Genomic DNA, 25,938 nt, shown 5'->3' with positions numbered 1-25,938 from the left:
AGAGCGCCGCGGGGTGCCAGGCTTCACGCATTATCGTTGACGTCCATCGCGAGCAGGCTCGCTCCTACAAAAAAGCCCCGCGTTCTGCCGAAGATCGCGGGGCTTTTTTGATTCAGGCGGCGAGTGTTTCAGGCTCGCCGACGCTCATCAGAAGCGGTAAGTCGCGCCGATACCGAAACCGTTCGCCCAGTTTTCGTACTTGGCGCTGTAGGCCTGGTTGCGTGGAGCGCCGTTGCTGTTGTTGACCTTGACTGACTCTTCACGCAGGTACGAGTACGCCAAGTCGATGGTCAGGTCGTCGGTCGGGCTCCAGCCGGCGCCCAGGCTGAAAATCTTGCGATCGCCAGTCGGGATGCGTGGAGAGCGGTTTTCATTGTTGGTCGGCGACTGGTCGACGGACAGACCGGTACGCAGCACCCACTGCTTGTTCAACTGGTAGGAAGCGCCGATGGCGTGAGCCCAGGTGTCGTGCCAGTTTTGCTCTTCAGTGATGGTGCCGAACAGGGGGGTCAAGGTCGCTGGAACACCGCTGTTCTCAACGCTGATTTCTTTCAAGCGGCTCCAGCGAGTCCAGGTGCTGCCTGCGTAGAGGGTCCATTGGTCGTCCAGTTGATGAGTAACCGAAAAGTCGACCGACTCAGGCGTGGTGATGTCCAGCGAAGCGTCGTACTTCTGGTTCGGGTTCTGACGCAGGTTCGTGAGGAAGCCATAGTTGACCTTGGTGTCACCCTCGAGTTTGTACTTCACTTTCGAGTGGTAGGTCAGGCCGACGCGAGTGCTGTCGGTGGCTTGCACCAGGATACCGATGTTGTAGCCCAGAGCGGTGTCGTCGCCCTTGATCTTGACTTCGCCATCCGGTGCGCGCGGGTTCAGCGACAGGTTCGATTCCAGCTTGCCGTCAATGCGGTTGATGGTCGGACCGAAACCGATCGACACCTTGTCGTTGAAGGCGTAGCTGACGGTTGGCTGCAGGGTCACGATCGTGACTTCACTCTTGCTGCCAAAGTATTTACCGGCGAAGCCGTTCTCGTAGTCGGTCACCAGGCCGAATGGAGCATAGACGCCGAAGCCGACTGCCCACTGGTCATCGAGTGGCTTTACGTAGTAGCCCATGGGCACGCCCATGAAAGGGACCATGTCACCTTTGTTGGTGCCGCTATTGGGGCGGGAGCTGGCATCACTGATGTCAGCGTGTGCGTCAATGAATGCAACGCCACCGGTCACTTGTTCGCGCTTGAGGCGAGACATGCCGGCAGGGTTGCCAAAAACGGTGGATGCGTCGTCGGCAGAAGAAGATCGCCCGGCAAAACCTGTCCCCATCCCGCTGATGCTTTGTTCGTTGAGGGCAAAACCACTTGCGAAGAGTTGGGTGGATGCCAAGGCAACGGCGAGGCTAATGGTGGTTTTGAGCATTACTTTTTTCATTATTAGAACTCCTGGTGATCACCGGGGCGAAAATTACCAACATTTTCGTCCCAGCGCCATAGGCTGTAATGCTTGATTTAGAGCGGTTTTGTAGGACAATCCGACCAGATTCGCTGCCAGTTGAGCGATCTTTGGATCCAGGGATTTCAGCAGGCGACCAGATTCATCGGTGCAACACAGGTTTGCCAGGCGCAGGTGAAGTCTCTCAGGCGCCCCTGGGGCTGGAAAGTCTGGCGCCAGATTCGGGCCATGCCCAGCAGGTCGTCTGCTTCGGGGAGGGGGGTGTTCTGTTCTTCGACCAGCAGCCAGGCGATGGCGGTGGCGTAACGCAGGTTGACGGTCAATTCCAGGTGCGGGCCGCTGAGGAATGCATGTTGGCTGGCCAGGCCTCGGACCAGGCTTGCGCGTTCCGGATCGAGTGCCAGGTAATGGTCCCAGAGTGCCTGGTGGCGGGGTTCGGCGATTCGGTACAGGCCGTGTCCACGGCGGTCATGCAGGGCGGAACCAAGGGCTGACTGGCTGGCGGCGATGCCTAGCAGCAGGGATTCGGCGGTTGCGCTATGGCGTCCAAGGTAGATCAAGGTCGGACGGATCACAAAGCGGCACAGTTCGCTGGCAGCGATACCCATAAAACCCTCGATACATCAATTTGGCGACGAACCTGAAAGGCTTTGGCAGCGGTGAATCGACTCAGGCTCGTCGGAAGCGGATCAAGCCGCTTGAGTTGAAGTCTAGTGTCATATTCACCGCGTAAAGGACTGTTTTTAAAATATTTGTGCCTGCGAGTTATAAACCTTATATCTATCCGTGCTTAGTCATCGTGAAACGTGGGGCAACAAAAAGCCCCGCTTTTCGGGCGGGGCTCTTGAGTGTTTCAGCCTTGCGGGCGTTTCAGGCGACCAGGGCCTGGCGCGTACGCTCGATCACCGCCTGCAGCGGTTCGGCGCTGGAGTACTGGTCGGGGTACAGGCGTTCGCTGTGACGGGCGATGCCGTGTTCGTTGACCAGGGTAAAGCTGAAACAGCCTTTGCGAGCGGCCATGATCAGGCAGTTCATCGGTGCAAAAGCGTTGGTAAGGGTGCGGATAGCATCCTGGGTGTGGATTTGAGTAGACATAGTCATTGGGTGTTCCTACAAGCGACACGGATAAGAGCCGTGCAAAATTAAAACGTTCCAGTAACGACGACCACCGTTGGTCGAACGAAGAACCCGACTGGAACAAAGCAGCCAGTTTGAAGCGCTGATAATTGGCGCGCTTGGGCTGGCAGGTAGGTACTTAGGAGGGCAGGCAGCACATCAAGGGCAAAGGTTCTGGGCCCGGGGTGAAGATCCTGATCAATTTGCAGGCTGGTTCGGTCAGAGTAAGCGAGCCTGGCAACACCCTTTGCTTTCGATTCAAAGGCTGTGTTGGCGCAAGATTTACCTGGAAACCATCGAGGTGGCCGATCCCGCTTTTTCGGTAGCGGCTTCCTGTGGGAAGGCTGCGCCGGGGGGATTTGTTCGACCAGAATTGACTTTCAGCTTGGTACTAACGCCGCGGATACTAACGGATTGAACAGGCAAAGGGAAGGGCGTTGGCAAAAAATCCTGGATGTTCGCTTGGCAGCTTCCTTCGCTGGCAACTGGACGAGGCTTGGAAACTGTTCGGTCATCGCGCGCAATCCGACCGGCGGTCATCGCTGAAAGCGTGCTGGGGCGCGGGTTTGCCGGGGGGTTATCCCCAGTAATCAAGAAAATTGCGCCGAAAAAACCCGGTGATATAACCGTCCAGAAGGTAGTTGTGCACATTAGTTGCGCGGACTGTCACCGTGCTGTCATCCAGCCTTCAAGCGCAGTGGGTGCCTGTAACCAAAATTTAAGTCAATGAAAAACATCGCTTTTTTTAACTGGTGAAAAAATCGTCAGTTTGACTGCAGGCCCCATTCCATAAGCCTTTGCGCGAGTTCAATGACGGTTGTCCACTGAGTTATCCACAGCTTCTGTGGATTGTCCCGAGCGCTTGCTCTAGGACGGGCGTGCCGGGTTTTTTTCGGCTTTACCTGTAAGAAAAAGAGAGTAGAGTGGCGCGCCTTCCGATCTGCCCACAGTGTTTTATGAAGTTTCGTACACCACCTCCTTCCTCTTCCGCCAAATCGTCCACGGTTGCCTCCCCCAAGCGCTTTTCGATGCGGGTGGCCGAGTGGTTGCTGGACAGCCCGCGCCTGGGCGAAAACCCCAACGTCAAACACATCGCCGGACGTTTGCTCAAGCAACCGGCCCGTGAGGGCGTCGTCGCTGCGCAGAGCCGGCTGGGGCAACTGATGTGCCGTGAATGCGGCAACGCCCGGGATCGCCGGATTGGCCAGGATCTCTTGCGTCAGGCCGCGCGGGCAGGGGACCTGCGTGCGCAGCAGGAACTGGGTTTGCTCGAAGACTGAGCTGTCCAAGACCTGACGCCTTGGTTAACCTTCAGGCTTTATTTCAATGGCAGGAGTGGCTATGGCTATGGACTTGACCAGCGCATTGCTGGGGCTGGCGGGCGCGGCGCTGCCGTTGCTGGTGTTGGCCTGGCAACTGCAGCGCCGGGCGAGCACCGCTCAGGCCCAGGCGTCGCTGCTGGAAGAACGCCTGGCCACGGCGCATCTGGCGCAGGATGGCCTGAATGCGCAACTCGAGGCTTGTCGCGATGAAATCGCTGACCTGGGTCAGGCCAACGCTGCCAAACAGGCGGACCTCGCCGCCGTGCGGCGTGAGGTCGAGTTGCTGCAGATCGAGCGTGACGATGCCCGCGATGCGGCCCACGCCTGGAACATCGAACGCGCCGGCAAAGAAGCCGAACTGCGCCGCCTCGACGCCCAGGCCGCGTCCCTCAATGCCGAGTTGCGTGAGCAACAGGAAAGCCATCAGCAGCGCCTCAACGACCTGCAGGGCTCGCGAGACGAGTTGCGTGCGCAGTTCGCCGAGTTGGCGGGGAAAATCTTCGATGAGCGCGAGCAGCGTTTTGCCGAAACCAGCCAGCAGCGCCTGGGGCAATTGCTCGATCCATTGAAGGAGCGCATCCAGTCGTTTGAAAAACGCGTCGAGGAAAGTTATCAGGCCGAAGCCCGGGAGCGCTTTTCCCTGGCCAAGGAACTGGAGCGCCTGCAACAGCTCAACCTGCGCCTGAGCGACGAAGCCACCAACCTGACCCGCGCCTTGAAAGGACAGAAGACCCAGGGCAACTGGGGCGAGTTGATTCTGGAGCGCGTGCTTGAGCACGCGGGGCTTGAGAAGGGGCGCGAGTACCAGACCCAGGTCAATCTCAAGGGCCCGGACGGCGAGCGTTTCCAGCCCGACGTGATCATCTACCTGCCGGGCGACAAGCAGGTGGTGGTCGATTCCAAGGTCAGCCTGACGGCCTATCAGCAGTACGTGGCGGCCGAAGACGAAGCCATCGGCCAGATCGCCATCAAGCAGCACGTGCTGTCGCTGCGCAATCACGTCAAGGGCTTGGCCGGCAAGGACTACAAACGTCTGGACGGCTTGCACAGCCTGGATTTCGTCCTGTTGTTCGTGCCGATCGAAGCGGCGTTTTCCGCCGCGTTGCAGGCTGAGCCCACGCTGTTCCAGGAAGCCTTCGACCGCAACATCGTGATCGTCAGCCCGACCACGCTGCTGGCGACCCTGCGTGTCATCGACAGCCTGTGGAAACAGGAGCGGCAAAGCCAGAACGCCCGGGAAATCGCCGAGCGGGCCGGCTGGCTGTACGACAAGTTCGTGCTGTTCATCCAGGATCTGGACGAGGTGGGCAATCGCTTGCAGCAACTGGACAAGGCCTACAGCTCGGCGCGCAACAAACTGACAGAAGGCCGCGGCAACCTGGTCAGCCGCAGCGAGCAGCTCAAGTTGCTGGGGGCGCGGGCGAGCAAGAGCTTGCCGGCGGATTTGCTGGAGCGGGCGATGACCGATGTGGACGGCTTGGTCGAGTTGCCGGAATAAACCAAAAAGCATCGCGGGCAAGCCCGCTCCCACAGGGTTAAGGGTCGTTCACATAATCTGCGTCCAACGCAAAACCTGTGGGAGCGGGCTTGCCCGCGAAGGCGTCAGAAGCTATGCCACGGGATTAAAGCCAGCAACATTACAACGGCAAATGCCGACTCAACAACGCCCGCAACGCCGCCGGTTTCACCGGCTTGGCCAAATAATCCAACCCCGCCGCATGCACCTGGGCCATGGTCTCGGGCCGACCGTCGGCGCTGATCACCACGCCGGGCACCGGCTCGCCCAATCGTGTGCGCAGCCAGGCCATCAGCTCGGTCCCGGTTTCGCCGTCGTCCAGGTGGTAATCCACCAGCGCCAGTTGCGGGCGCAAGCCATCGCCGAGCAGGGCCATGCACTCCTGGCGGTTGCGCGCGGTCCAGACCTGGCAGCCCCAGCGGGTAAGCAGGCTGTTCATGCCGATCAGGATGCTGTCTTCGTTGTCGATGCACAGCACATGGGCGCCGCTGGGTAGCTTGCCATTGAGTTCGATCGCCTTGTTCGGCAGCGCGGCTTGCGCGCGGGCCAGGGGCACGGTGACGCTGAACACGCTGCCGCGCCCCGGCCACGAGCGTACGCGCAACGTGTGCCCCAGCACGCGACATAATCCGTCGGCGATCGCCAGCCCCAGCCCAAGCCCTTTTTCGGCGCGGGTCTGATGGCTGTCGAGGCGTTTGAATTCTTCGAAGATCACCTGTTGCTTGTCTTCCGGTATGCCTGGCCCACGGTCCCACACTTCCAAGCACACCTCGCCCTGGCGACGACGCACGCCCAGCAGCACCGGCCCTTTGGCATAGCGGAACGCGTTGGTCAGGAAATTCTGCAGGATGCGGCGCAACAGCTTTATGTCGCTGTCGATGCGCAACTTGCTGCTCCTGACGCGAAATTCCAGGCCCTGGTCCCGCGCCAGCGCCTTGAACTCGGCACCCAGGGTGGTGAACAACTCATCGAGCGCGAACGGCTTGGCATCCGGGTTGATCTTGCCGTTTTCCAGGCGGGAAATATCCAGCAAATCGCTGATCAGGTCTTCGGCCGAGCGCAGCGAACTGTCCAGGTGCTGGACCAGTTTTTGCGCCTCGGTGGACAAGCCGTCGTCCTGGTGCGTCAGGGCGGCGGAGAACAGGCGCGCGGCGTTCAACGGTTGCATGAGGTCATGGCTGACGGCTGCCAGGAACCTGGTTTTCGACTGGTTCGCCGCCTCGGCGGTGCCCTTGGCTTCGGTGAGGGCCACGTTGAGTTGCGACAGCTCGTGGGTGCGTTCGGTGACGCGCTGCTCCAGGCCTTCGTTGGCCTCGGTCAACGCCTGCTCGGCTTCGCGGAACGCGGTGATGTCGGTGAAACTCATGACGAAACCGCCACCGGGCATCGGGTTGCCGATCAGTTCGATCACCCGGCCATTGGGAAACAGCCGCTCGGAAGTATGCGCCCGACCCTGGCGCATCCAGTGCAGGCGTCGCGCGACGTGCACTTCGGCTTCGCCGGGCCCGCACAGGCCGCGCTCGGCGTTGTAGCGGATGATGTCAGCAATCGGCCGGCCGACGCTGATCAGGCCGTCCGGGTAGTTGAACAGCTCCAGGTAGCGGCGGTTCCAGGCCACCAGTTTCAGCGACTGGTCGACCACGCTGATGCCCTGGGTGATGTTCTCGATCGCGCCTTGCAGCAGCGCGCGGTTGAATTGCAGGACTTCCGAGGCTTCGTCGGCGATGCGCACGACGTCTTCGAGCTGCATCTCCCGGCCTTCAATGGCGGCTTTCACCACGGCGCGAGTCGATGAAGCGCCCAGTACACCCGCGAGCAATCGTTCGGTGTGGGCGATCCATTCACCATCGGCGTTCTGGTTCGGATTGAAGCCCTTGCCCTGGCGGTAGGCAAAACGGATGAAGCTCTGCCGCGCGCGTTCTTCACCGACGAAGCGTGCGGCCAGTTGCAGCAGATCGTCGATCTGTACCGCGAGCAGCGAGCGTGCGCTGGGCCGGGCGCTGATTTCCTGGCCGATGAAGCGCCCGGCCTGCCAGTGCTCCGACACGCGGGTGCGCGACAGCACCGAGACCCAGGCGAACAGTGTGAAGTTGCCCGCCAGCGACAGCACCACGCCCTGGGTCAGCGGGGTGATCGGCAGGTTCAGCGGGTTGCTGTGCAGCCAGGCCAGGCCCGGGAAACTGCTCAGGGACAAACCGAGGCTGTGGGCGGCAATCGGCAGGATCAGCGTGTAGAACCAGAGAAAGGTACCGGCGGCGAGGCCGGCAAATACGCCGCGGCGGTTGGCCTGTTTCCAGTACAGCGCGCCGAGCATCGCCGGTGCCAGTTGCGTCACGGCGGCGAAGGCGATCTGGCCGATGGTCGCCAGGCTGGCGGTCGATCCCAGCAGGCGATAACTGACGTAGGCCAGCAGCAGGATGACCACGATGGTCACGCGGCGCACCGACAGCATCCACTGGCGGAACACCTCGAACGGGCGCTCGGCATTGTTGCGCCGCAGTAGCCAGGGCAGCAGCATGTCGTTGGAGACCATGGTCGACAGCGCCACGCTGGCCACGATCACCATGCCGGTGGCCGCCGATGCGCCGCCGATAAAGGCCAGCAACGCCAGGGCAGGGTGAGCCTGGGCCAGCGGGAGGCTGATGACGAAGGAGTCCGGCAGCACGGAACTGGGCAGCATCATCTGCCCCGCCAGCGCGATCGGCACGACGAACAGGGCCGCCAGGGCCAGGTAGGCCGGGAACACCCATTTGGCCAGGCGCAGATCCTGCGGGTCGATGTTCTCGACCACGGTCACGTGGAACTGCCGCGGCAGGCAGATGATCGCCATCATTGCCACGCCGGTCTGCACCACCATCGATGGCCAGTTAATGGTCTCTTTCCAGTATTCCTCGAGGCGCGGGGCGAGCATGGCCTGGTCGAACAGGTCATCGAAGCCGTCGTACAGGCCGAAGGTCACGTAGGCGCCAACCGCGAGGAAAGCGAACAGCTTGACCAGCGACTCGAACGCAATCGCCAACACCATGCCGCGGTGGTGTTCCGTGGCGTCGAGGTTGCGCGTGCCGAAGACAATGGTGAACAACGCCAGGACCAGGGACACCACCAGCGCGGTGTCCTGCGCGCGAACCCCCATGGCATCGGCGCCGGCGCCGATCAACAGGTTCACGCCGAGCACGATGCCCTTGAGCTGCAACGCGATGTAGGGCAGCACGCCGACCAGGCAGATCAGGGCCACCACCACCGCCAGGGATTGCGATTTGCCATAGCGGGCGGCGATGAAGTCGGCAATGGAGGTGATGTTCTCCTGCTTGCTGATCATCACCATTTTCTGCAGAACCCACGGCGCACCGATCAACAGCAGGATCGGCCCGAGGTAGATTGGCAGGAAGGACCACAGCTGCTCGGCCGCCTGGCCTACCGCGCCGAAGAAGGTCCAGCTGGTGCAGTAGACCGCCAGCGAAAGGCTGTACACCCAGGCCCGCATCCGCGGCGGCAAGGGCGCGCTGCGACGGTCGCCGTAGAAGGCGATGGCGAACATAATGGCCATATAGGCCAGGGCGACGACGGCAATCAGCCCGCTGGACAGCGACATGGGAACTCCAGGCAACCAAAGACACCCGGGCCTCCCGCCCGGACTGACAGTCTCGCACGATGGCCGGGGTTAGTCAGTGTCGACCAAGGTCGTGGCGTGGCGGGGTGTCGCAGCAGATTGATGGTGCCTGTGCTGCCCTCATCGCGAGCAGGCTCGCGAAGGCGGCCTCACTGACTCAACGCAATCTCGATCAACCGATGCAACTCCTCAAACTCCAGCGGCGCCTCGGAAAACAGGATGCGAAACACAATAGGCGCAGCCACCATGTTGATCAGCCGGTCGACATCAGGTTTGGGTTGGTCCGGGTAGCGATCGAGGATGACCTGCAGTTGCCCGCCGATGATCGTCGCGCAATAGCTGGGCTTGAGGCTCGATTGCACGTCGCGCAGCATGTTGCGCCCAGGGGCGGAGCTCATTTCGTCCAGGTACTGATCCGCCCAGGCCCGCACATCGCCCAGCAGGCTGCCGGTGTTGGGCGACTCGGTTTCCGGTTGCATGCGGGCCAGGGCGACGTCCGCCAGCAGCGCCGACAGATCCCCCCAGCGCCGATAAATGGTCGAAGGCGTGACCCCCGCGCGCGCGGCGATTTGCGGCACGGTGACGCTGGCGCGGTCTTGCTCTTCGAGCAGTTCGCGCACCGCGGTATGGATCGATTCCTGTACCCGGGCGCTGCGGCCGCCGGGACGTAAAGTGGGCGCTGTCATTGCGTGTTTCCTGTTTCGCGGGGCTCTGTAGGGCCATGCATCTGACCTTAACACAAAGAATTTGCTTTAAGCGCCAGTCGGTAGCACACTCCGCAAAAGCAAAAAATTAGCTTTTGTGGAGTGTTGCCCATGTCCAGTTCTCATTCACACCGTGCAAGCTTGGGGTTCCTGGCCATCACCTTGCTCAGTTTTCTGGCGGCTTCCACGGCGCCGACGCCGTTGTATCACTTGTATCAGGAGCAGCTGCAATTTTCCGCTGCCATGCTCACCCTGATTTTCGGCGTCTATGCCCTCAGCCTGCTGGCCGCGCTGCTGACCGTGGGTTCGCTCTCGGACTACCTGGGACGCAAGCCGGTGATTTTCACTGCTGTCGTGCTCAATAGCGTGGCGATGCTGTTGTTCATTTACGCCGATAGCGTCGCCTGGTTGATTGGTGCCCGGGTGCTGCAAGGTTTCGCCACCGGCATGGCGACCGCCGTGCTCAGTGCCACCTTGCTGGATGTCGATCGCCAGCAGGGGCCGCTGATCAACAGCGTTGCGCCCTTGCTCGGCATGGCTATGGGCGGCATGGGTTGCGGCTTGTTGGCGCAGTTCGCACCCGCGCCCCTGCAGTTGACTTACTGGCTGCTCCTCGCCCTGTTTGCGTTGCAGGCCGTGTATGTCTGGCGTTTGCCAGAGAGCGTATCGCCCCAGGCCGGGGCCTGGGCATCGTTGCGCCCGACATTGCATGTGCCTGTTCAAGCGCGTTCGACCCTGTGGCGGGTATTGCCGCTCAACGTGGCGACCTGGGCGCTTGGCGGTTTTTACGCATCGCTGGCACCGTCGCTGGTGCGTACGGCCACCGGTTCGACCTCGAACCTGATTGGCGGAGCTACGGTCGCGGCCTTGACGTTGACCGGTGCCTCGATGATTTTCACCCTGCGTAACCAACCCGCCGGCAAAGCGCTGCAGTTGGGCACCAGTTTGCTGCCGACGGGTATCGTCCTGATCCTGCTGGGTGTGCACAGCGCCAGTCTGCCCCTGTTTTTCCTGGGCACACTCGTGGCCGGCTGTGGTTTCGGTGCCGGATTCCTTGGTGCCGTACGCAGCCTGGTGCCCCTGGCCTTGCCCCATGAGCGGGCTGGATTGATGTCGGCGTATTACGTGCTCAGTTACCTGGCGTTCTGCCTGCCGTCGTTCCTGGCCGGAAACCTGACGCATACGTTCGGCCTGGTGGCGACTGCCGATGGCTATGGTGCGGGGCTGATCATCCTGTCCGTCGGCGCCTTGCTGATGTCGTTGCGGCAACGCAGGGCCCGGGTGTGCGTTGCATGTGATTGATTGTTTATCTGTAAAATAGATAACAGTTAGAGAAATTACCCGTTATATAGATATTCGATTCGGATCTAACATGGGCTCCACCTCACGAGAGGACAGGAGTTCGCCATGACATGCCCCAATACCCTCAAGCCCGGTTTCAAACCGTTTAGCCATTTGCAGCACCCGCGCGAAGTCATTCGCCAATTCACCCCCAACTGGTTCGCCGCCACCATGGGCACCGGGGTGCTGGCCTTGGCGCTGGTGCAATTACCCGTTGCCAGTCCAGTGCTGCACGCCATTGCCGAAGCCCTTTGGCTGTTCAATATCGTGCTGTTCCTGTTGTTCACGGCGCTGTACGCGGCGCGCTGGGTGATGTTTTTCGATGAGGCGCGGCGGATTTTTGGCCACTCCACGGTATCGATGTTTTTCGGCACGATCCCCATGGGCCTGGCGACCATCATCAACGGCTTTCTGCTGTTCGGCTTGCCGCGCTGGGGCGACGGCGTGATCCACCTTGCCGAGGCCTTGTGGTGGCTGGACGTGGCGATGTCGGTGGCGTGCGGGGTGCTGATTCCCTTCCTGATGTTCACTCGCCAGGAGCACAGCATCGATCAGATGACCGCGGTCTGGCTGTTGCCGGTGGTGGCAGCGGAAGTGGCGGCCGCCAGCGGTGGCTTGCTGGCGCCGCACCTGGCCGATGCCCATGGGCAACTGGTGATGCTGGTGACCAGCTACGTGCTCTGGGCATTTTCCCTGCCGGTGGCGTTCAGCATCCTGACGATTCTGCTGCTGCGCATGGCGCTGCATAAACTGCCCCACGAAAACATGGCCGCGTCGAGCTGGCTGGCACTCGGACCGATTGGTACCGGTGCGCTGGGCATGTTGCTATTGGGCGCCGATTCACCGGTCATCTTTACCGCCAACGGTTTGCCGGGTGTCGGTGAAATTGCCGCGGGGCTGGGCCTGGTCGCCGGGATCACCCTGTGGGGCTTTGGCCTGTGGTGGATGCTGATGGCCGTGCTGATCACCCTGCGTTATCTGCGCGCAGGCATTCCTTTCAATCTCGGCTGGTGGGGTTTCACCTTTCCGTTGGGCGTCTATTCTTTGGCAACGTTGAAACTGGCCAGCACGCTGCACCTGACGTTTTTCAGTGTCTTTGGGTGTGTGCTGGTGAGCCTGCTGATCGTGATGTGGCTGATCGTCGCCAAGCGTACGGTGCAAGGTGCCTGGCGCGGCGAGCTGTTTGTCTCGCCGTGCATTGCAGGATTGAAGAAATAACCGGCAAAGATTAGGTAATGTGTGGCCTGGATCGACGTGCGACATTCCAAGACTGTATCCAGGCCACTCGCTACCCACTCATAAGCTTCAGGGACACATGGAAGATGAGTCACCCTTCACAGTTCACCTTGCTGCGCACCCGGCGCTTCCTGCCGTTCTTCGTGACCCAGTCCCTCGGGGCGTTCAACGACAACATCTTCAAGCAGTCGTTGATCCTTGCCATCCTGTACAAGCTGTCGATCGAAGGTGACCGTTCGATCTGGGTCAATCTGTGCGCGCTGCTGTTCATCCTGCCGTTTTTCCTGTTCTCGGCGCTGGCCGGGCAGTTCGGTGAGAAATTCGCCAAGGACGCGCTGATCCGCCTGATCAAGCTCGGGGAGATCGTCATCATGGCGGTGGGCGCGGTGGGCTTCCTGTTCGATCACCTGTCGTTGATGCTGCTGGCGCTGTTCGCCATGGGCACACACTCGGCGCTGTTCGGGCCGGTGAAGTATTCGATCCTGCCCCAGGCCCTGCGTGAAGATGAGCTGGTGGGTGGCAACGGCCTGGTGGAAATGGGCACTTTCCTGGCAATCCTGGCCGGGACCATCGGTGCCGGCATCATGATGTCGTCCAGTCACTACGCGCCAGTGGTGTCCACCGCGATCATCGCTATCGCCGTGCTCGGTTACCTGGCCAGCCGCGGTATTCCACGGGCGGCGGCGGCCTCACCGCAAATGCGCTTGAACTGGAACATCTTCAGCCAGTCCTGGGCCACGTTGAAACTGGGCCTTGGGCAGACCCCGGCGGTGTCGCGTTCGATTGTCGGCAACTCCTGGTTCTGGTTTGTCGGGGCGATCTACCTGACGCAGATCCCGGCCTATGCCAAGGAGTGGATGCACGGCGACGAAACCGTCGTGACCCTGATCCTGACGGTATTCTCGGTCGGCATCGCCGTGGGTTCGATGCTCTGCGAGAAACTCTCCGGGCGCAAAGTCGAAATCGGCCTGGTGCCGTTCGGTTCTTTCGGGTTGACCGTGTTTGGCCTGTTGCTGTGGTGGCATTCCGGCGGGATTCCTGACAATGCCCTGGGCCATGGCTGGCTCGAGATCCTCGGGTTTGGCCACGCCTGGCTGGTGTTGCTCGACATCCTCGGCCTGGGGGTGTTCGGCGGTTTCTACATCGTGCCGCTGTATGCCCTGATCCAGTCACGCACCGCCGAGAACGAACGGGCCCGGGTGATCGCCGCCAACAACATTCTCAACGCGCTGTTCATGGTGGTGTCGGCGATCGTCTCGATCATCCTGCTGAGCCTGGTCAAGCTGTCGATCCCGCAATTGTTCCTGGTGGTGTCGTTGCTGAACATCGGCGTCAACGCCTACATCTTCAGGATCGTTCCCGAGTTCACCATGCGTTTCATGATCTGGCTGCTCAGCCATTCCATGTACCGCGTGGAGCATCGCAACCTCGACCTGATTCCCGATGAGGGGGCGGCGTTGCTGGTGTGCAATCACGTGTCGTTCGTCGATGCCTTGCTGATTGGCGGTGCGGTGCGTCGGCCGATCCGCTTCGTGATGTACTACAGGATCTACAACTTGCCGGTGCTCAATTTCATCTTTCGTACCGCGGGGACGATACCGATCGCGGGTCGTCAGGAAGACATCCAGATCTACGAAAAGGCCTTCACGCGCATCGCGCAATATCTGAAGGACGGAGAGTTGGTGTGCATCTTCCCCGAGGGCAAGTTGACCGCCGATGGCGAGATCAACGAGTTCAAGGGCGGGCTCACGCGTATTCTCGAAGAAACCCCGGTGCCGGTCATTCCCCTGGCATTGCAGGGGTTGTGGGGCAGCTTCTTCAGCCGCGATCCGGGCAAGGGGCTGTTTCGCCGCTTGTGGTCGCGGGTGACGCTGGTGGCGGGACCGATGGTGGCCGTTGAAGCGGCGCAGCCGGCCAAGCTACAGGCAATGGTGGGTGAACTGCGTGGCGCGGTGCGCTGACCCGGATATCACCCCGCCATCGTCAGCCGGTTACGCCCCTCGCGCTTGGCGACGTACAATGCGCTGTCGGCCCTGCGCAACAGGCTCTCGGCGGATTCGCCGGGCAGCAGGGTCGAGCAGCCGAGGCTGACCGTGAGCTCAACGGTGCGGCCATCGGCTGGATAATCCTCGGTCTGCGCTGCGAACCGCAGGCGTTCGCCGACCAGGGCCGCCGCTTCCCGGCTGGTGTTGGACAGCAGGATCAGGAACTCTTCGCCGCCGTAGCGAAACACCATGTCGACATTACGCAGCTGGTTCTTGATCGAGGCGGCCACCGCCTTGAGCACGTCATCACCGGCGCTGTGCCCATGGGTGTCGTTGATCTGCTTGAAGTGATCGATGTCCAGCATCAACAGCGACAGGGGCTGCATATGCCGTCGTGCCAGTTCGATTTCCCGCTGCAGCGTCTGGTCCATGGCGATGCGATTGCCAGTGTCCGTCAGCGGATCGCGCAATGCACTCTGGGTGGCGGCGCGGTACAGCAGGGTATTGCGCATCGGGAAGAGCAGGGCGGCCAGCAGGGACTCGAGGTTGGCCTGTTCCTGTTCGCTGAAACGCTGGTTGCGACGAAAGATCAGTTCGCCCAGGTGCTCGCCTTCGTGGCTCAGGCTGTAGCTGATCGAGTGGTGGCCCCGAAGGCCGAACTCCAGGCGCAAGTCGCTGCTCTTGTGCAGGTAGCTCAAGGCATCAAGGGGGACCAGTCGTTGGATTTCGCGGTAGAACAGCCCGAGTATGCGTTGCGGCTCAAGGCTGGTTTGCAGCTGCAGGTTCAATTGCTGACGCATCTGCGCGAGGCTGACGGGCCTCTCCAGTATCGGTGGCTGCTGACCAAAGCCCAGGCGTTGCAATTTGGCGCTGTCAAAGTCAATTGCGTTGGTCTGGGAAGGTGGTTTCATATGGCGTGCGCCCTTAAGCAGTAAGGCTGTCTTACAAGCTGGGTGCGAGCGGCTCCAGGCCGCGCGTCATACTGGTCCGTCAGTCCCGTAGGACATTTCGTACAAGCTTAATCTGCTTTATCGCAGATTAGTAATCGGCAATTTGGCCTCGCAACCTCGGCTTTCCCACAGCTGGTTCGGACAAATGTGGAGCGAAAGTCGTGCCATTTAGCTGGATTTAGCAAAAACCCTTATATATCAATAGATTGATGGTGGTTAAAGTTGGCGAGGGGAATTTTTCGACGGTTGTTTGACTGAATGCACGTTGTCGTTGTTGTGCCGCGTCGGGAAGTCGACGCGGCACAAAAGCGACGGACGGTATTACTGGGCGTTGAACGCCTGGCCGTTGATACCGCTGCTGTCCGGGCCCATCAGGTAGAGGTAGACCGGCATGATCTCCTCGGGCGTAGGGTTGTTCAGCGGGTTTTCACCCGGATACGCCTGGGCGCGCATGCTGGTGCGAGTGGCCCCCGGATTGATGCTGTTGGAGCGGACCGGCGCCACGCTGTCGACTTCGTCGGCCAGGGTTTGCATCAAGCCTTCGGTGGCGAATTTCGAAACCCCGTAAGCGCCCCAGTATGCGCGACCCTTGCGCCCGACGCTGCTGGAGGTGAACACCACAGAGGCGTCCTGGGACAGCTTGAGCAGTGGCAGCAGGGTGCTGGTCAACATGAACATGGCGTTGACGTTGACCTGCATGACACGCATGAAGTTTTCGCCGGACAGCTGTTCGATCGGGGTGCGTGGGCCGATGATCGACGCGTTGTGCAACAAGCCATCCAGGTGGCCGAATTCGCTTTCGATCATCGCGGCCAGCTCATCGTATTGATGGGGCAGGGCGGTTTCCAGGTTGAAAGGGATTACGGCCGGTTGCGGATGGCCGGCGGCTTCGATCTCGTCGTAGACCTGGATCAGGTTGGCTTCGGTCTTGCCCAGCAACAGGACGGTGGCGCCATGGGCGGCATAGGTTTTGGCGGCGGCAGCGCCAATGCCACGACCGGCACCGGTGACCAGGATGACCCGGTCCTTGAGCAGATCGGGGCGGGCGGAGTAATCAAACATAAAAAACCTCACGAAAACAGACGACAGATCGCGGCGCGGCCATTCGCGGGCAAGCCCGCTCCCACAGGTCCTGTTGAGGATACAAAATTTGTGATCACCCCGGACCCTGTGGGAGCGGGCTTGCCCGCGAAGGCGTCAGCATTAGCGCCGCATTCCAAAAAAGGGGTGTGGACTCTTAGCAACCACAGAGCGCGCTATCAAGCACCTTGCGCAACTCAAACGGATGATCAACCACCACGTCCGCCCCCCAATGCCGCGGATTGTCGTCCGGGTGGATATAGCCAAACGTCACGGCGGCCGTCCGGGTACCGGCATCGCGCCCCGATTCGATATCGCGCAGGTCATCGCCCACGAACAAGACGCTGGCCGGATCGAGGTCGAGCATCTTGCAGGCGAGGATCAACGGTTCCGGGTCGGGCTTGCTGTTCTTCACGTGATCCGGGCAGATCAGCAGTGCCGAGCGCTCGGCCAGCCCCAGCTGCTGCATGATCGGCTCGGCGAAACGCAGCGGCTTGTTGGTGACCACGCCCCAGATCAGGTTGGCCTTCTCGATGTCGGCCAACAGTTCACCCATGCCGTCGAACAGCTTGCTGTGTACCGCGCAGCCCACCAGGTAGCGCTCGAGGAACTCCAGGCGCAATTCCTCGAAACCTGGTGACTCCGGGTCCATGGAGAAGGTCACGGCGACCATCGCCTTGGCACCACCGGAGATTTCGTCGCGGATATGCTTGTCGTTGATCGGCGGCAAACCGCGGTCGGCACGCATCGCCTGGCAAATCGCAATGAAGTCCGGCGCGGTGTCGAGCAGGGTGCCGTCCATGTCGAAAAGAACTGCTCTGATACGCATCGGCTTACTCCTCGCGCAGGGTCTGGATCATGTAGTTGACGTCCACGTCGGACGCCAGTTTGTAATGCTTGGTCAGCGGGTTGTAGGTCAGGCCGATGATATCCTTGACGGTCAGGCCGGCCATGCGGCTCCAGGCGCCGAGCTCGGAAGGGCGGATGAATTTCTTGAAGTCGTGGGTGCCGCGTGGCAGCAACTTCATGATGTATTCGGCGCCGACGATGGCGAACAGGTAAGCCTTCGGGTTGCGGTTGATGGTGGAGAAGAACACCTGGCCGCCCGGCTTGACCATGCGGAAGCACGCGCGGATCACCGAGGATGGGTCAGGTACGTGTTCAAGCATTTCCAGGCAGGTGACCACGTCGAACTGCTCGGGCATTTCCTCGGCCAAGGCTTCGGCGGTGATCTGCCGGTATTCGACGTTCACGCCCGATTCCAGCTGATGCAGTTGGGCCACCGCCAGTGGCGCTTCGCCCATGTCGATGCCGGTCACGGTCGCGCCGCGCTGGGCCATGGCCTCACTGAGGATGCCGCCGCCGCACCCAACGTCGAGGACTTTCTTGCCGGCCAGGTTGACGCGTTCGTCAATCCAGTTGACGCGCAGCGGATTGATGTCGTGCAGCGGTTTGAATTCGCTCTCGCGGTCCCACCAGCGATGGGCCAGGGCTTCGAATTTGGCGATTTCGGCGTAGTCGACGTTGCTCATGGTTTAAGTCCTCTAAAACTTGAAAAATCCTGTAGCCCCGGTGTTGAGTCCGGGGGGCTTACGATTCTTTGCGGCCGCTGATGCGCTGGCCCCAGGCCTTGGCGGTGGCGATGAGTTGTTGTTCATCCAGGCGCGTCAGGCGGCGGTCGTCGAGCAGTTGCTTGCCCGCGACCCAAAGGTGTTTCACGCAATCGCGACCGCTGGCATATATAAGCTGCGAAACCGGGTCGTAGACCGGTTGCTGGGCCAGGCCCGAGAGGTCGAACGCCACGATGTCGGCGGCCTTGCCAAGTTCCAGCGAACCCACCTCGGTTTCGATCCCCAGTGCGCGTGCACCGTTGAGGGTGGCCATGCGCAAGGCGCTGTGGGCGTCCAGTGCGGTGGCCGAGCCCGCGACGGCCTTGGCCAGCAGGGCGGCGGTACGGGTTTCGCCCAGCAGGTCCAGGTCATTGTTGCTGGCGGCGCCGTCGGTGCCGAGGGCCACGTTGACCCCGGCCTGCCACAAACGCTCCACCGGGCAGAAACCGCTGGCCAGCTTCAGGTTCGACTCCGGGCAGTGAATGACATGGGTGTTGCTTTCTACCAGCAACACCAGGTCTTCCTCGCTGATCTGGGTCATATGCACCGCCTGGAAACGTGGCCCCAGCAGGCCCAGGCGCGCCAGGCGGGCCAGCGGCCGTTCACCCCGTTGTTCGAGCGCTTGCTGCACTTCGAAAGCGGTTTCGTGCACATGCATGTGGATCGACGCGTCCAGCTCTTCGGCGATCACCCGGATTTTTTCCAGGTTTTCATCGCCCACGGTGTAGGGTGCATGGGGGCCGAAGGTGATTTTGATCCGTTCGTGATGCTTGAGGTCGCCAAACAGCTCGACACCCTGGCGAATCGCGTCGTCCGCCGTGCTGGCGCCCGGGATCGGGAAATCGAGGATCGGAATCGCGATTTGTGCGCGAATGCCGCTGTTGTGCACGCGCTCGCTGGCAACCTTCGGGAAGAAATACATGTCAGAGAAGCAAGTGATGCCGCCCTTGAGCTGTTCGGCGATGGCCAGGTCCGTGCCGTCGCGTACGAATTCCTCGTCGACCCACTTGGCTTCGGCCGGCCAGATGTGGTTTTCCAGCCAGGTCATCAGCGGCAGATCGTCAGCCAGGCCGCGGAACAGGGTCATTGCCGCATGCCCGTGGGCATTGATCAGGCCTGGGCTGAGCAGGATGTCAGGCAGTTCGCGCACTTCGGTTGCGTTAAGCTGCAGGGCATCGCGGCGTGGACCGATGAAAGCGATGCGCCCGTCACGGATGCCCAGGCCATGATCCTTGAGCACGACGCCAGCGGGTTCGACGGGTACCAGCCAGGTCGGCAGCAACAACAGATCGAGCGCAACGGCAGTGTTCGGCATCGAGGTTCGGTTCCAGGGCTTTTGTAAAGGATGGCGAAGTATACCCGAGCGTCTTGGCTGGGGGATCGCTATAATCGGCGGCTTTTGTTTCTGACTGCGGGGTGTGGGATGCGCGATCGACTGTTGGCTGCTGAGAAGGTAAAGGCCATCGATTGGCGTGATGGCACCTTGTACCTGCTGGATCAGCGTGTTTTACCGTTCGAGCAAACCTGGATCGCCTGCACCAGCGCGGCGGGCGTGGCCGAGGCCATTCGCTCGATGGTGGTGCGCGGCGCGCCGGCCATTGGCATCAGTGCCGCCTATGGCGTTGTGCTGGCGGCGCGCGCCCGGTTCGCCGAGGGCGGCCACTGGCAGGCAGCGCTGGAGGAGGATTTCACGTTGCTCGCCGATGCTCGTCCGACCGCGGTCAATCTGTTCTGGGCGCTGGGCCGCATGCGCGAGCGCCTGGCGCGGCTGAAAAAGCACGCGGACCCTTTGTCCGTGCTGGAAGCCGAGGCCCTGGCCATTCACGAAAGCGACCGCGAAGCCAACCTGACGATGGCGCAACTGGGCGTCGACCTGATCCGCAAGCACCAGGGCAACGCCCAGGCGATCCTGACCCACTGCAATACCGGAGCGCTGGCCACCGGTGGCTTCGGCACGGCGCTGGGGGTGATTCGCGGCGCCTTCATCGAGGGTATGGTCGAGCGCGTGTATGCCAGCGAAACCCGTCCATGGCTGCAAGGCTCGCGCCTGACCGCCTGGGAGCTGGCCAACGAAGGCATACCGGTGACCCTGCATGCCGACTCCGCCGCCGCGCACATCATGAAAATCAAGGGCGTCACCTGGGTCATTGTCGGCGCGGACCGCATCACCGCCAATGGCGACGTGGCCAACAAGATCGGCACCTATCAGCTGGCGGTCAATGCCATGCACCACGGGGTGCGCTTCATGGTGGTGGCGCCGAGTTCGACCATCGACATGGAACTGGCCAGTGGCGACGACATTGTGCTCGAGGAGCGAGACGGGCGTGAGTTACTGGAAGTGGGTGGCCAGCGGCTTGGGGCGGGTGTCGATGCGTTCAACCCGGTGTTCGACGTGACCCCGGCGGACCTGATCGATGCGATCGTCACCGAAAAAGGCATCGTCGAGCGGCCGGATACGGCGAAGATGACGCAGTTGATGTGCCGCAAGCGCCTGCATTGATGGGCTGTGGTGTTTGATAGGGCGCCATCGCCAGCAGGCTGGCTCCCACAGGGTTCGTGATCGGCACAATTCAACTGTGGGAGCCAGCCTGCTGGCGATGAGGGCCTGAAAGTCAATAAACATCCATAATTTGGCCCCGAATTCTGCATTCGCAACAGCTCTAAGCCTCTCTCGTCCCCTTCAAGCCTGTCATCGGTCAACTAACTATGCTCCATGCGCATCAGGGGGATAGGTGCGTGGCGGCTCTTGTGATAACATCCGGCGGTTTCCAAGGTTGCTCCGCGGGGCGACCTTTACTGCGCAGATCCATGGCATAACTCGTTGATTTGTCGTAAGTCGGTGCACGGCACTCAGCCTGCAGCGGCGAGCTTCGTTCGTCCCATATGGATGAGACGAAGTTTCACCAGAAAAAGGAATCAGGCTTCTCATGGGCGAACTGGCCAAAGAAATCCTCCCGGTCAATATCGAAGACGAGCTGAAGCAGTCCTATCTCGACTACGCGATGAGCGTAATTGTCGGGCGGGCACTGCCGGATGCGCGCGATGGCTTGAAGCCCGTGCACCGGCGCGTACTGTTCGCGATGAGCGAGCTGGGCAACGACTTCAACAAGCCGTACAAGAAATCTGCCCGTGTTGTCGGTGACGTGATCGGTAAGTATCACCCGCACGGTGATACCGCGGTGTACGACACCATCGTTCGGATGGCGCAGCCATTTTCCCTGCGCTACCTGCTGGTAGACGGCCAGGGCAACTTTGGTTCGGTGGACGGCGACAACGCCGCGGCCATGCGATACACCGAAGTGCGCATGACCAAGCTGGCGCACGAGCTGCTGGCTGACCTGCATAAAGAAACCGTGGACTGGGTGCCGAACTACGACGGCACCGAAATGATCCCGGCGGTCATGCCGACCCGTATTCCCAACCTGCTGGTCAACGGCTCCAGCGGTATCGCCGTGGGCATGGCGACCAACATTCCGCCGCACAACCTCGGTGAAGTCATCGACGGTTGCCTGGCGCTCATCGACAACCCCGAGCTGACCGTCGACGAGCTGATGCAGTACATCCCGGGTCCGGACTTCCCGACCGCCGCGATCATCAACGGTCGCGCCGGCATCATCGAGGCCTACCGCACCGGTCGCGGGCGCATCTACATGCGTGCCCGCTCGATGATCGAAGACATCGACAAGGTCGGTGGTCGCCAGCAGATCGTCATCACCGAACTGCCTTACCAGCTGAACAAGGCCCGTCTGATCGAGAAGATCGCCGAGCTGGTCAAGGAGAAGAAACTCGAAGGCATCACCGAACTGCGCGACGAGTCCGACAAGGACGGTATGCGCGTCGTGATCGAGCTGCGTCGCGGCGAAGTGCCTGAGGTGATCCTCAACAACCTCTACGCCCAGACCCAGCTGCAAGCGGTGTTCGGTATCAACATCGTCGCGCTGATCGACGGCCGTCCACGCATCCTGAACCTCAAGGACCTGCTGGAAGCCTTCGTGCGTCACCGTCGCGAAGTCGTCACCCGCCGTACCGTGTTCGAACTGCGCAAGGCGCGCGAACGTGGCCACATCCTCGAAGGTCAAGCGGTTGCCCTGTCGAACATCGACCCGGTCATCGCCCTGATCAAGGCCTCGCCGACCCCGTCGGAAGCCAAGGAAGCGCTGGTCAGCACCCCTTGGGAGTCCTCGGCGGTAGTGGCGATGGTGGAGCGTGCCGGTGCCGATTCGTGCCGTCCGGAAAACCTCGATCCGCAATACGGCCTGCGCGACGGCAAGTACTTCCTGTCGCCAGAGCAGGCGCAAGCCATCCTGGAACTGCGTCTGCACCGTCTGACCGGCCTGGAACACGAAAAGCTGCTGGCCGAGTATCAAGAGATCCTCAACCAGATCGGCGAGCTGATCCGCATCCTCAACAGCGCCACGCGCCTGATGGAAGTGATCCGCGAAGAGCTGGAAGTGATCCGCGCCGAATACGGCGACGTGCGTCGTACCGAAATCCTCGATGCGCGTCTGGACCTGACCCTGGGCGACATGATCCCGGAAGAAGATCGCGTCGTGACCATTTCCCACGGTGGCTACGCCAAGACCCAGCCGCTGGCGGCCTACCAGGCCCAGCGTCGTGGCGGTAAAGGCAAGTCGGCGACCGGCGTCAAGGATGAGGACTACATCGCTCACCTGCTGGTTGCCAACAGCCACACCACGCTGCTGTTGTTCTCCAGCAAGGGCAAGGTGTACTGGCTGAAAACCTACGAAATCCCGGAAGCCTCCCGTGCCGCCCGTGGTCGTCCGCTGGTCAACCTGCTGCCGCTGGATGACGGTGAATACATCACTACCATGTTGCCGGTCGAGGAATACACCGAAGGTCACTTCATCTTCATGGCCACCGCCAACGGCACCGTGAAGAAGACCCCGCTGGAATCCTTCAGCCGTCAACGCAGCGTCGGCCTGATCGCGCTGGAGCTGGACGAAGGCGACGTGCTGATTTCCGCGGCCATTACCGATGGCGAGCGCGAAGTCATGCTGTTCTCCGATGGTGGCAAGGTCACCCGCTTCAAGGAATCCGACGTTCGCGCCATGGGCCGTACCGCCCGCGGTGTGCGCGGCATGCGTCTGCCGGAAGGGCAGAAGCTAATTTCCATGCTGATCCCGGAAGAAGGCAGCCAGATCCTCACCGCTTCCGAACGTGGTTTTGGCAAGCGCACGGCGATCACCGAGTTCCCTGAGTACAAGCGTGGCGGCCAGGGCGTTATCGCGATGGTCAGCAACGAGCGTAACGGCCGTCTGGTCGGTGCGGTCCAAGTACTTGATGGCGAGGAGATCATGCTGATTTCCGACCAGGGCACCCTGGTGCGTACCCGTGTCGACGAAGTGTCCAGCCTGGGTCGTAACACCCAGGGCGTGACCCTGATCAAGCTGGCCAATGATGAAACGCTGGTCGGTCTGGAGCGGGTCCAGGAGCCATCGGAAGTCGAGGGTGAAGAGCTCGAAGGTGAAGAAGGTGCCGAGTTCGACAGCAATGTCGTGATCGACGACATCGTCGACGACCAGCAACTCGACGCCGCTGCTGACGAAGAACCACAGGAATAAGCGGGTAAGCAGGGGGCGGATGAAAATTCGCCCCCTTGTTGTTTGTCCTGAATGAAAAATTCGACACCCATGGAGTCCCTTGTAGGAGTGAGCCTGCTCGCGATGCAGGCGCCGCGGTATGTCTGACACATCGCGGTGATGCAATCGCGAGCAGGCTCACTCCTACAAAAGCTGTGCTTCAGCAGGGACTCTGTGTCGATTGATGTTGTGATTTATTGCGTGATACCACCAAATCAGAGCGAGATTGGATGTGAGCAAGAGAGCCTATAACTTCTGTGCCGGTCCTGCGGCGCTTCCCGAAGCTGTCCTGCAGCGCGCCCAGGGTGAACTTCTCGACTGGCACGGCAAGGGCCTGTCGGTCATGGAAATGAGCCATCGCAGCGATGAGTTCGTGTCCATCGCCACCAAGGCCGAGCAGGATCTGCGTGATCTGCTGAATATCCCGTCGAACTACAAAGTGCTGTTCCTGCAAGGTGGCGCCAGCCAGCAGTTCGCCCAGATTCCCCTGAACCTGTTGCCTGAAAGCGGTACCGCCGACTATATCGACACCGGTATCTGGTCGCAGAAAGCCATCGAGGAAGCGTCGCGCTTCGGCAACGTCAATGTTGCCGCCACCGCCAAGCCCTACGACTATTTCGCCATTCCCGGCCAGAACGAATGGAAGCTGTCTGCAGATGCGGCCTACGTCCACTACGCGCCGAACGAAACCATCGGCGGTCTGGAATTCCAGTGGGTTCCGGAAACCGGCGATGTTCCGCTGGTCGCCGACATGTCTTCGGACATCCTGTCGCGCCCGATCGATGTTTCGCGTTTCGGCATGATCTACGCCGGCGCCCAGAAGAACATCGGCCCGAGCGGCATCGTGGTCAATATCGTTCGCGAAGACCTGTTGGGTAACGCCCGTTCCATTTGCCCGACCATGCTCAACTACAAGGTCGCGGCCGACAACGGCTCGATGTACAACACCCCGCCGACCCTGGCCTGGTACCTGTCCGGCCTGGTGTTCGAGTGGCTGAAAGAGCAGGGCGGTGTCGAGGCTATCGGCAAGCTCAATGACGTCAAGCAGCGCACGCTGTACGACTTCATCGACGCCAGCGGTCTCTACAGCAACCCGATCAACAAGTCGGACCGCTCGTGGATGAACGTACCGTTCCGCCTGGCCGACGACCGTCTGGACAAGCCGTTCCTGGCCGGTGCCGACGAGCGTGGCCTGCTGAACCTCAAGGGCCACCGTTCCGTGGGCGGCATGCGCGCCTCCATCTATAACGCCGTCGACATCAGCGCGATCAACGCGCTGGTGGCGTACATGGCAGAGTTCGAGAAGGAACACGGCTAATGTCTGAGCAAGAACTCAAGGCACTGCGCCTGCGCATTGATGCCCTGGACGAAAAGGTCCTGGAGTTGATCAGTGAGCGCGCACGCTGCGCCCAGGAAGTTGCGCGGGTAAAGATGGCCTCGCTGGCCGAAGGCGAAGTGCCGGTGTTCTATCGTCCCGAGCGCGAAGCTCAGGTGCTCAAGCGTGTCATGGAGCGCAACCAGGGGCCGCTGGGCAACGAAGAGATGGCGCGGTTGTTCCGCGAAATCATGTCCTCGTGCCTGGCCCTCGAGCAGCCGCTGAAAGTGGCGTACCTCGGCCCTGAAGGTACCTTCACCCAGGCCGCGGCCATGAAACACTTCGGTCACGCCGTGATCAGCAAGCCGATGGCGGCCATCGACGAAGTGTTCCGCGAAGTGGCGGCCGGTGCGGTGAACTTTGGCGTGGTCCCGGTGGAAAACTCCACCGAAGGCGCAGTCAACCACACCCTCGACAGCTTCCTTGAGCACGACATGGTGATCTGTGGTGAAGTCGAGCTGCGGATCCACCACCACCTGTTGGTCGGTGAGAACACCAAGACCGACAGCATCAGCCGTATCTATTCCCACGCCCAGTCCCTGGCCCAGTGCCGCAAGTGGCTGGACGCCCATTACCCGAATGTCGAGCGCGTGGCGGTGTCCAGCAACGCCGAAGCGGCCAAGCGGGTCAAGGGTGAGTGGAACTCGGCGGCGATCGCCGGCGACATGGCAGCCGGCCTCTACGGGCTGACCCGACTGGCCGAGAAAATCGAGGACCGTCCGGACAACTCCACGCGCTTCCTCATGATCGGTAACCAGGAAGTGCCGCCGACCGGCGACGACAAGACCTCGATCATCGTCTCGATGAGCAACAAGCCGGGCGCGCTGCACGAATTGCTGGTGCCGTTCCACGACAACGGCATCGACCTGACGCGCATCGAGACCCGTCCGTCGCGCAGCGGTAAATGGACCTACGTGTTCTTCATCGACTTCGTCGGCCACCACCGCGACCCGCTGGTAAAAGGTGTGCTGGAAAAGATCAGTCAGGAAGCAGTAGCACTCAAAGTGCTGGGTTCCTACCCGAAAGCAGTTCTCTAAGGGGCGGTAG

At 61.2% G+C, this 25,938-nt stretch carries 19 protein-coding genes; 9 read left to right on the top strand and 10 right to left on the bottom strand.

From position 1 onward, the window contains the following. Positions 1–147: 147 nt before the first annotated feature. The 3 genes from PMI35_RS03760 to PMI35_RS03770 form a co-directional block, all read right to left on the bottom strand. On the bottom strand, positions 148–1,425 hold the full coding sequence (locus PMI35_RS03760; protein ID WP_008065250.1) for an OmpP1/FadL family transporter: 1,278 nt from the start codon (positions 1,423–1,425) through the stop codon (positions 148–150). A 146-nt stretch (positions 1,426–1,571) separates the two neighbouring features. After that, entirely contained in the window at positions 1,572–2,054 is a 483-nt protein-coding gene (locus tag PMI35_RS03765; RefSeq protein ID WP_008065248.1) for a hypothetical protein, read from the bottom strand. Between the two features lie 262 nt (positions 2,055–2,316). Then, positions 2,317–2,541 carry a hypothetical protein gene (locus PMI35_RS03770; RefSeq protein ID WP_007898912.1) on the bottom strand — a complete coding sequence of 75 codons (225 nt, stop codon included), beginning with the start codon at positions 2,539–2,541 and terminating at the stop codon, positions 2,317–2,319. A gap of 977 nt (positions 2,542–3,518) precedes the next feature. Here PMI35_RS03770 and PMI35_RS03775 point away from each other — a divergent pair. Continuing rightward, positions 3,519–3,842 carry a hypothetical protein gene (locus tag PMI35_RS03775; protein ID WP_063887084.1) on the top strand — a complete coding sequence of 108 codons (324 nt, stop codon included), beginning with the start codon at positions 3,519–3,521 and terminating at the stop codon, positions 3,840–3,842. A 175-nt stretch (positions 3,843–4,017) separates the two neighbouring features. Next, positions 4,018–5,382, top strand: coding sequence for a DNA recombination protein RmuC (gene rmuC, locus PMI35_RS03780; protein WP_162831858.1), 1,365 nt, complete (start codon positions 4,018–4,020; stop codon positions 5,380–5,382). 139 nt (positions 5,383–5,521) lie between these two features. Here rmuC and PMI35_RS03785 read toward each other — a convergent pair whose 3' ends face one another. Together PMI35_RS03785 and PMI35_RS03790 are read right to left on the bottom strand one after the other, a co-directional pair. Continuing rightward, positions 5,522–8,992, bottom strand: coding sequence for a hybrid sensor histidine kinase/response regulator (locus PMI35_RS03785; protein ID WP_008065244.1), 3,471 nt, complete (start codon positions 8,990–8,992; stop codon positions 5,522–5,524). Between the two features lie 167 nt (positions 8,993–9,159). Continuing rightward, a complete protein-coding gene (locus PMI35_RS03790; protein ID WP_008065243.1) occupies positions 9,160–9,696 on the bottom strand; it encodes a TetR/AcrR family transcriptional regulator in 537 nt (178 codons plus the stop codon). Between the two features lie 129 nt (positions 9,697–9,825). Here PMI35_RS03790 and PMI35_RS03795 point away from each other — a divergent pair, with 129 nt between their 5' ends. From PMI35_RS03795 to PMI35_RS03805, 3 genes are all read left to right on the top strand, one after another. Further along, positions 9,826–11,016: an MFS transporter gene (locus tag PMI35_RS03795; protein ID WP_008065242.1), complete on the top strand. Its 1,191-nt coding sequence runs from the start codon at positions 9,826–9,828 to the stop codon at positions 11,014–11,016. Between the two features lie 105 nt (positions 11,017–11,121). Next, positions 11,122–12,273 carry a TDT family transporter gene (locus PMI35_RS03800; RefSeq protein ID WP_008065240.1) on the top strand — a complete coding sequence of 384 codons (1,152 nt, stop codon included), beginning with the start codon at positions 11,122–11,124 and terminating at the stop codon, positions 12,271–12,273. A 104-nt stretch (positions 12,274–12,377) separates the two neighbouring features. After that, positions 12,378–14,252, top strand: coding sequence for an MFS transporter (locus PMI35_RS03805; protein WP_008065237.1), 1,875 nt, complete (start codon positions 12,378–12,380; stop codon positions 14,250–14,252). Between the two features lie 8 nt (positions 14,253–14,260). On the opposite strand, the gene PMI35_RS03810 is transcribed toward PMI35_RS03805, so the two are convergent. The 5 genes from PMI35_RS03810 to PMI35_RS03830 form a co-directional block, all read right to left on the bottom strand. Beyond that, positions 14,261–15,187 (bottom strand): GGDEF domain-containing protein, encoded by a 927-nt coding sequence (locus PMI35_RS03810; protein ID WP_008065233.1) that lies wholly within the window; start codon positions 15,185–15,187, stop codon positions 14,261–14,263. Positions 15,188–15,547: 360 nt separating this feature from the next. Next, complete coding sequence (locus PMI35_RS03815) at positions 15,548–16,288, bottom strand: YciK family oxidoreductase (RefSeq protein ID WP_008065232.1); 741 nt, start codon at positions 16,286–16,288, stop codon at positions 15,548–15,550. 175 nt (positions 16,289–16,463) lie between these two features. Next, on the bottom strand, positions 16,464–17,135 hold the full coding sequence (gene mupP, locus PMI35_RS03820) for an N-acetylmuramic acid 6-phosphate phosphatase MupP (protein WP_008065230.1): 672 nt from the start codon (positions 17,133–17,135) through the stop codon (positions 16,464–16,466). A gap of 4 nt (positions 17,136–17,139) precedes the next feature. Continuing rightward, positions 17,140–17,838: a bifunctional 2-polyprenyl-6-hydroxyphenol methylase/3-demethylubiquinol 3-O-methyltransferase UbiG gene (ubiG, locus tag PMI35_RS03825; RefSeq protein WP_008065228.1), complete on the bottom strand. Its 699-nt coding sequence runs from the start codon at positions 17,836–17,838 to the stop codon at positions 17,140–17,142. 58 nt (positions 17,839–17,896) lie between these two features. Then, positions 17,897–19,231, bottom strand: a complete 1,335-nt coding sequence (locus PMI35_RS03830; protein WP_008065226.1) for a TRZ/ATZ family hydrolase — start codon at positions 19,229–19,231, stop codon at positions 17,897–17,899. A 108-nt stretch (positions 19,232–19,339) separates the two neighbouring features. On the opposite strand from PMI35_RS03830, the gene mtnA reads away from it, so the two are divergent. From mtnA to pheA, 4 genes are all read left to right on the top strand, one after another. Further along, positions 19,340–20,416, top strand: coding sequence for an S-methyl-5-thioribose-1-phosphate isomerase (mtnA, locus tag PMI35_RS03835; RefSeq protein ID WP_008065224.1), 1,077 nt, complete (start codon positions 19,340–19,342; stop codon positions 20,414–20,416). Positions 20,417–20,843: 427 nt separating this feature from the next. Further along, a complete protein-coding gene (gene gyrA, locus PMI35_RS03840; RefSeq protein WP_008065222.1) occupies positions 20,844–23,498 on the top strand; it encodes a DNA gyrase subunit A in 2,655 nt (884 codons plus the stop codon). Between the two features lie 250 nt (positions 23,499–23,748). Beyond that, complete coding sequence (serC, locus tag PMI35_RS03845; protein WP_008065221.1) at positions 23,749–24,834, top strand: 3-phosphoserine/phosphohydroxythreonine transaminase; 1,086 nt, start codon at positions 23,749–23,751, stop codon at positions 24,832–24,834. Continuing rightward, entirely contained in the window at positions 24,834–25,928 is a 1,095-nt protein-coding gene (gene pheA / locus PMI35_RS03850) for a prephenate dehydratase (RefSeq protein WP_007939916.1), read from the top strand. Before serC ends, pheA begins: the two co-directional genes overlap by 1 nt. Positions 25,929–25,938: the final 10 nt, after the last annotated feature.

Source organism: Pseudomonas sp. GM78, assembly GCF_000282475.1.
In the GTDB taxonomy this organism is placed as follows: domain Bacteria; phylum Pseudomonadota; class Gammaproteobacteria; order Pseudomonadales; family Pseudomonadaceae; genus Aquipseudomonas.
This window is presented reverse-complemented; position numbering and strand designations above follow the sequence as displayed.